At 35.0% G+C, this 6,278-nt stretch carries 7 protein-coding genes; 5 read left to right on the forward strand and 2 right to left on the reverse strand.

The annotated features are described in order from the left end of the window. Nucleotides 1–156: 156 nt before the first annotated feature. Nucleotides 157–1,287 (reverse strand): 4-hydroxyphenylpyruvate dioxygenase, encoded by a 1,131-nt coding sequence (gene hppD, locus ACFOUY_RS00010; protein WP_378958385.1) that lies wholly within the window; start codon nt 1,285–1,287, stop codon nt 157–159. Between the two features lie 91 nt (nt 1,288–1,378). Beyond that, nucleotides 1,379–2,545, reverse strand: a complete 1,167-nt coding sequence (locus tag ACFOUY_RS00015; RefSeq protein ID WP_378958387.1) for a homogentisate 1,2-dioxygenase — start codon at nt 2,543–2,545, stop codon at nt 1,379–1,381. 397 nt (nt 2,546–2,942) lie between these two features. Between ACFOUY_RS00015 and ACFOUY_RS00020 the strand changes: the two genes are divergently transcribed. The 5 genes from ACFOUY_RS00020 (at nt 2,943) to ACFOUY_RS00040 (ending at nt 6,127) form a co-directional block, all read left to right on the forward strand. Beyond that, a complete protein-coding gene (locus tag ACFOUY_RS00020) occupies nt 2,943–3,938 on the forward strand; it encodes a fumarylacetoacetate hydrolase family protein (protein WP_378958389.1) in 996 nt (331 codons plus the stop codon). An 86-nt stretch (nt 3,939–4,024) separates the two neighbouring features. Beyond that, nucleotides 4,025–4,339 carry a four helix bundle protein gene (locus tag ACFOUY_RS00025; protein ID WP_378958390.1) on the forward strand — a complete coding sequence of 105 codons (315 nt, stop codon included), beginning with the start codon at nt 4,025–4,027 and terminating at the stop codon, nt 4,337–4,339. 158 nt (nt 4,340–4,497) lie between these two features. Continuing rightward, nucleotides 4,498–5,385, forward strand: a complete 888-nt coding sequence (locus ACFOUY_RS00030) for a flavin reductase family protein (RefSeq protein ID WP_378958391.1) — start codon at nt 4,498–4,500, stop codon at nt 5,383–5,385. A gap of 23 nt (nt 5,386–5,408) precedes the next feature. Beyond that, complete coding sequence (locus ACFOUY_RS00035) at nt 5,409–6,059, forward strand: YdeI/OmpD-associated family protein (RefSeq protein ID WP_378958393.1); 651 nt, start codon at nt 5,409–5,411, stop codon at nt 6,057–6,059. Then, nucleotides 6,017–6,127: a hypothetical protein gene (locus ACFOUY_RS00040; RefSeq protein WP_378958394.1), complete on the forward strand. Its 111-nt coding sequence runs from the start codon at nt 6,017–6,019 to the stop codon at nt 6,125–6,127. Before ACFOUY_RS00035 ends, ACFOUY_RS00040 begins: the two co-directional genes overlap by 43 nt. Nucleotides 6,128–6,278 lie beyond the last annotated feature (151 nt).

Raw genomic sequence — 6,278 nt, forward strand, 5'->3', positions numbered from 1 at the left:
CAGAAACTTGCCATTTGGTTTCCTGACAGAATGATATTAGATTTGAACTAGATTTTTTTTGAGAAGCATTACTTTAGATTTGACACAGTTTATTTTACATACCCATATTTTTAAACCTAATCTTTAATCCTTGCTCTTTGTTCCTTACTCTTCTAGCTACAAATTTCCTCTTAATTCCTGTTCTCTTTCTAACGATTCGAATAATGCTTTGAAATTACCAGCACCAAAGCTTTGAGCACCTTTTCTTTGAATAATTTCGAAGAAAAGCGTTGGGCGATCTTCAACAGGTTTGGTGAAAATTTGTAATAAATAACCTTCTTCATCACAATCAACTAAAATGCCCAAACTTTCTAAAAGTGAAATTTCTTCATCAATTTTACCAACACGTTGCGGCATCATATCATAATAAGCTTCTGGCGGAGCGCTTAAAAACTCAACACCACGAGATTTGAGTTCTTTTACTGTAGTAACAATATCCTTGGTTGCTACTGCAATATGCTGAACGCCTTCGCCTTCGTAGTATTCTAAATATTCTTCAATTTGCGATTTCTTCTTGCCTTCTGCTGGTTCGTTTATCGGGAATTTTGAAAAACCATTGCCATTACTCATCACCTTGCTCATCAAAGCTGAGTATTCAGTGTTGATTTGTTTATCGTCAAAAGATAGAATATTTACAAAACCCATAACGTCTTCGTACCATTGTACAGCCTCATTCATACGGTTCCAGCCCACATTGCCAACACAATGGTCGATGTATAAAAGCCCGGCATCTGCAGGTTTATAATCGCTTTCCCAAACACGATAACCTGGCATAAAAGGTCCGCTATAGTTTTTACGCTCGATAAACATGTGAACCGTTTCGCCATAAGTGTAAATACCACTCATTTTAACTTCTCCGTGCTCATCTGTTATGGTCTTTGGTTCCATGTAAGATTTTGCCCCACGTTTTGTGGTTTCTTCAAATGCGCTGTAAGCATCGTCAACCCACAGTGCTAAAACTTTTACACCATCACCATGTTTTTTTACATGTTCAGAAATTGGATGGTCAGATTTTAAAGCTGTGGTTAAAATCAATCTGATTTTTCCTTGCTGTAAAACGTACGATGCTCTATCGCGTACGCCAGTTTCTGGTCCGGCATAAGCAAGAGATTGAAAACCAAATGCGGTTTTGTAGTAGTGAGCTGCTTGTTTAGCATTTCCTACATAAAATTCTATATAATCTGTTCCGTTAATTGGTAAAAAATCTTGGGCTTTAGCTATTTTCTCTGCGAATGTTTGTGTGCTCATAGTGTTGTAATATTTATCCCAATTGCTATCGGGAGTTGTAAGGTTTAAACGTTAAATCTTATTTAATCTTGAAAATCTTTAAATCCTGGTCTTATTCTACATTTTCCTGCCAGCTTTTATGGTAGTTTTCATCCTCTATATCCAATGCATCTTGTGTTAGCATTAAGGGTTTAAAAGGGTCTATCATTACGGCTAATTCATCTGTTTTTTCTTTACCGATAGATTTTTCTACCGTTCCGGGATGAGGTCCATGAGGAATTCCGCCTGGATGTAAAGTAATCTGTCCTTTTACCACGCTTTTACGGCTCATGAAATCTCCATCAACATAATATAAAACCTCATCGCTATCTACGTTACTGTGATTATAAGGCGCTGGAATAGAATCTGGATGGTAATCGTACTTACGAGGAACGAAAGAGCAAACTACAAAATTATGGCCTTCAAAAGTTTGATGAACTGGAGGCGGCTGATGCAGACGACCAGTTATTGGCTCAAAATCGTGAATAGAAAATGCATAAGGATAATGGTAGCCATCCCAGCCCACATAATCGAAAGGGTGCGTACCATAAGTGTAAGGATAAATTAATCCCTGTTTTTTTATCAGCACTTTGAAATCACCATATTCATCATGAGTTTTTAGGTTTTCGGGTAACCTCAAATCGCGTTCGCAGTAAGGCGAATATTCCATTAATTGCCCATATTGGTTTAAATACCTTTTTGGGGGTCTAAGCGGGCTAAAACTTTCTACGATGAACAAGCGGTTTTCTTCACTATCGAATTCCATTTGATAAATTGTACCTCTTGGAATAATCAGGTAATCGCCATAAGCAAATTTGATTTCTCCAAAACCAGTTTTCAACCTACCCGAACCTTCGTGTATAAAAATCATTTCATCAGCCTGGCTGTTTTTGTAGAAATAATCTGTCATCGATTTTCTTGGTGCAGCCAAAACGATATGTAAATCGCTGTTAACCAAAACTGGTTTACGGCTTTTTAAATAATCATCTTCAGGTTTAATTTTAAAACCAATTAAACTGGTGTGTTTAAGGTGTTTCTCGCGAGCAATTTTTGGCTCAACATTGTAAGGCTCACCTAAATGTTTTACGATAGTAGGTGGGTGGCAGTGGTAAACCAGCGAGTAAAGGCTAGAAAAACCTTCGGTTGATACCAATTCTTCTGCATACAAATTCCCATCAGGCTTGCGAAAAACCGTATGTCGTTTTGCAGGAATTTGCCCTAATTTATGATAAACAGGCATATTAATTATTTTTTGGTTAGGAAAAAATCTTATTAAATAAACAATTAAAACGGCAATGCGTTTTAATCAAAGGGAATTGTAAAAGAAATTACAAAGAATATTGAGCCATGATTAATTTAGATAGCATTTTATAGCGACGGGCAGCGATGGCGTCGTTCACTAAATTTATATGTAATGCTTTTAAAATCATGGTTTTGATGCTGCTAAAGTAAGCATTTTATTTAAAAGATGAAATTTTTAGATTTCAATAAATTTTAAATTTTTGTTTTAATTCTTGAGCTAATTATTAGCTTTACCACGTATTTAACCAAATCACATAATGAACCCGGCTTGATTAAAACAATTGTTTAAATCATCAAAGGCTCCATCTTACAACTAAAAATAAAATCTAAAGAAGATGAAATTAGTATCCTACAAAACCGAAGACAGAGAGCATCTTGGCGTTTACGTAAATGGCCACATCTATAACTTAAACAGTTGCGATAAGTTGATTCCTGATAATATGAACGAATTTTTGCAAGGCGGAGAAGTATTAATGGAAAGGGCAAAAAAGGTTGATGTACAAATTAAAGATGGTAGCCTGCAAGCTAAAGAAGAGATTTTCTACGAAATTTTAGCTCCAGTTCCTCATCCAACAAGCTGTAGAGATGGTTATGCTTTCCGGCAGCATGTTGCGGCTGCTCGTCGCAATCGTAAAGTAGATATGATTCCTCAATTTGATGAATACCCAATTTTTTATTTTACGAATCATAATGCAATACAAGGCACAGGAGAAATTGAATGCATGCCTGATCATTTTGAAAAACTCGATTTTGAATTAGAATTGGCCGTTGTTATTGGTAAAAAAGGTAGAAATATTAAAGCATCAGAAGCAGATGAATACATTGCTGGTTACATGGTAATGAACGACATGAGTGCAAGAACACTTCAAATGGAAGAAATGTTGTTAAACCTTGGGCCTGCAAAAGGAAAAGATTTTTCTACTGTAATTGGTCCTTGGTTGGTAACGCCAGATGAATTGGAACAATATAAAGTTGCGGCTAAAGATGGTCATACTGGTAATGCGTATAATCTTAAAATGACTTGTCGTGTTAATGGAATTGAGGTTTCTAGTGGTAATGCTGCAGATATGGACTGGACATTCGCCGAAATTATAGAGCGTTGCGCTTACGGTGTAGATATTCTTCCTGGCGATGTTATTGGATCGGGAACCGTTGGAACAGGTTGTTTTTTAGAGTTAAATGGAACAGGTTTATTAAACGACCCAAATTATAAAACACAATGGTTGCAACCGGGCGATGTGGTTGAGATGGAAATTACAGGGTTGGGCGCTTTAACAAATACAATTACAAAAGCCGATACTGATTTTTCGATTCTTAAATTAAAGAAGTAGTAAGTTTTATATAGTCTAATGTTTTAGAAGTTGTAAAGTTGAAATGTTTTAGGTTTATTAATTGTTTGGATATTAAATGAAATAGTGTGGCTAAAATTGAAAGATTTGAAGATATGGAGATTTGGCAAATTGCTAAACAAATAGCTGTCGAAGCTTACAGAGTTTCAGATGTAGAGCCAATACGTTCAGATTTTGGATTAAAAGATCAATTTCGTAGAGCAGCAATGTCTATGTCTGACAATGTTGCAGAAGGATTTGAGTATAATAATAATCCAGATTTTGTACGGTTTTTAATTTATGCAAAAGGTTCTTCAGGAGAATTTAGGAATAAGATAATTATTTTGAAAGAAGCATTAAAAATGAAAGAAAAAGATTATTCTTTTTTTATGAGAAATGTATAGAATTTTCATCAAAAACTAAACGTTTAATTGATTACTTAAGAGATTTTGAAAAGAAAAAGAAGCTTTTAAAAAGCGGTAAATAGAACTATCAGTATAAGAATTTTACACTTTAGAACATTTCAACTTTAAAACCTTTCAACACTTTAACCCTAAGAACTGTGCTGACACTAAAAACTGAAGATTTAACAGCTGTACAATTACAGGATTATTTGCAATATGCAATAGCACCACGTCCAATTTGTTTTGCATCCACAATTGATGCTGATGGAAATGTCAATTTAAGTCCGTTCAGTTTCTTTAATATGTTTAGCACGAAACCACCAATTTGTATTTTTTCTCCTGCCAGGCGAGTTCGTGATAATACAACAAAACATACATTAGAAAATGTTTTACAAGTTAAGGAATGTGTAATCAATATTGTGAATTACGATATGGTACAGCAAATGAGTTTAGCCAGTACAGAATATGCGAAAGGTATAAACGAGTTTGAGAAAGCCGGTTTTACGATGGTTAAGTCAGATATTGTAAAACCGCCAAGAGTTGCCGAAGCGCCGGTACAGTTTGAATGCGTAATTAACGAAGTTATTCCCCTAGGCGATACAAATGGTTCTGGTAATTTGATTTTGGCAGAAATTAAATTAATTCATATAAACGAAAATATATTAGACGATAAGGGCAAAATTGACCAGCAAAAAATAGATTTAGTTGCTAGATTGGGCGGAGATTGGTATTGCAGAGTTACAGCCGATAATCTTTTTAAAGTGACAAAACCACTAGCGAAATTGGGAATAGGTGTAGATAGTTTGCCTCAATCTGTTAGGTTTTCTAAAGTGCTTAATGGTAATGATTTAGGTATGCTTGGTAATGTAGAAAATTTGCCTTCTGATGAAGAAATTGATTTGGTAAATCTTTTACCAGAGGTGAAGGAAGTTTTAGATGCTACGATTGGCGATGCGACAAACCGGGAAAGAGAGTTGCATGAACTGGCTCAAGCTTTTTTACATCGGGGTGATGTGGAACTTGCTTTAAAAATTGTTTTACTGTAAATTTAGGTTTAAATCAATTAGTTATGCATACGATTGTAGCCATTGACCAATATATTGTAAACTCTGCCGAGTTTGCGATACCAATTTTAGAACATTTAAGAAATTTGGTACATTGTGCAGATGCGAGGATCGAAGAAAAAATTAAATGGAGTATGCCTTTTTTCGATTTTAAAGGTACGGTTTGTCACATGGCTGCATTTAAAAACCATTGCGCATTTGGCTTCTGGAAAGCTTCTTTAATGGATGATGAATTTAAAATATTTAAAGAACGTAACGAATCTATGGGCTGGCTTGGAAAAATAAAATCTTTTAAAGATTTGCCTAATGATGATGTGTTAATCGCTTACATACAGCAGGCTATTCAATTAAATGAAGATGGTATTAAATTGCCTTCAAAACCTAAACAGACAGGTAAAAAAGAAATAGAAGTTCCTAAATATTTTATTGATGCCTTACAGGAAGACCCAGCTGCTTTAGGTATTTTTCAAAATTTTAGCTATTCTAACAAAAAGGATTATGTGCTTTGGCTCGAAGAAGCTAAAACAGAAGCTACAAAACTAAAAAGATTGGAAACAGCTTTAATGTGGATTGGAGAAGGTAAAACCCGAATGTNCACAGGAAAAAGGATTATGTGCTTTGGCTCGAAGAAGCTAAAACAGAAGCTACAAAACTAAAAAGATTGGAAACAGCTTTAATGTGGATTGGAGAAGGTAAAACCCGAATGTGGAAATATAAAAAGTAGATTAAAGAATACTTACAATTTTCATAAATCTAGAACGATAATGCCCTTCAAAATTGGTAATGGTTACGCCGTGTGCTTTACCGGATGAAGCGTGGATAAATTTAATGCCGTCATCACCAATCGAATAAATAATACCAACATGCCCAATTCT

The organism is Pedobacter jamesrossensis (genome assembly GCF_042650905.1).
Taxonomy (GTDB): domain Bacteria; phylum Bacteroidota; class Bacteroidia; order Sphingobacteriales; family Sphingobacteriaceae; genus Pedobacter; species Pedobacter jamesrossensis.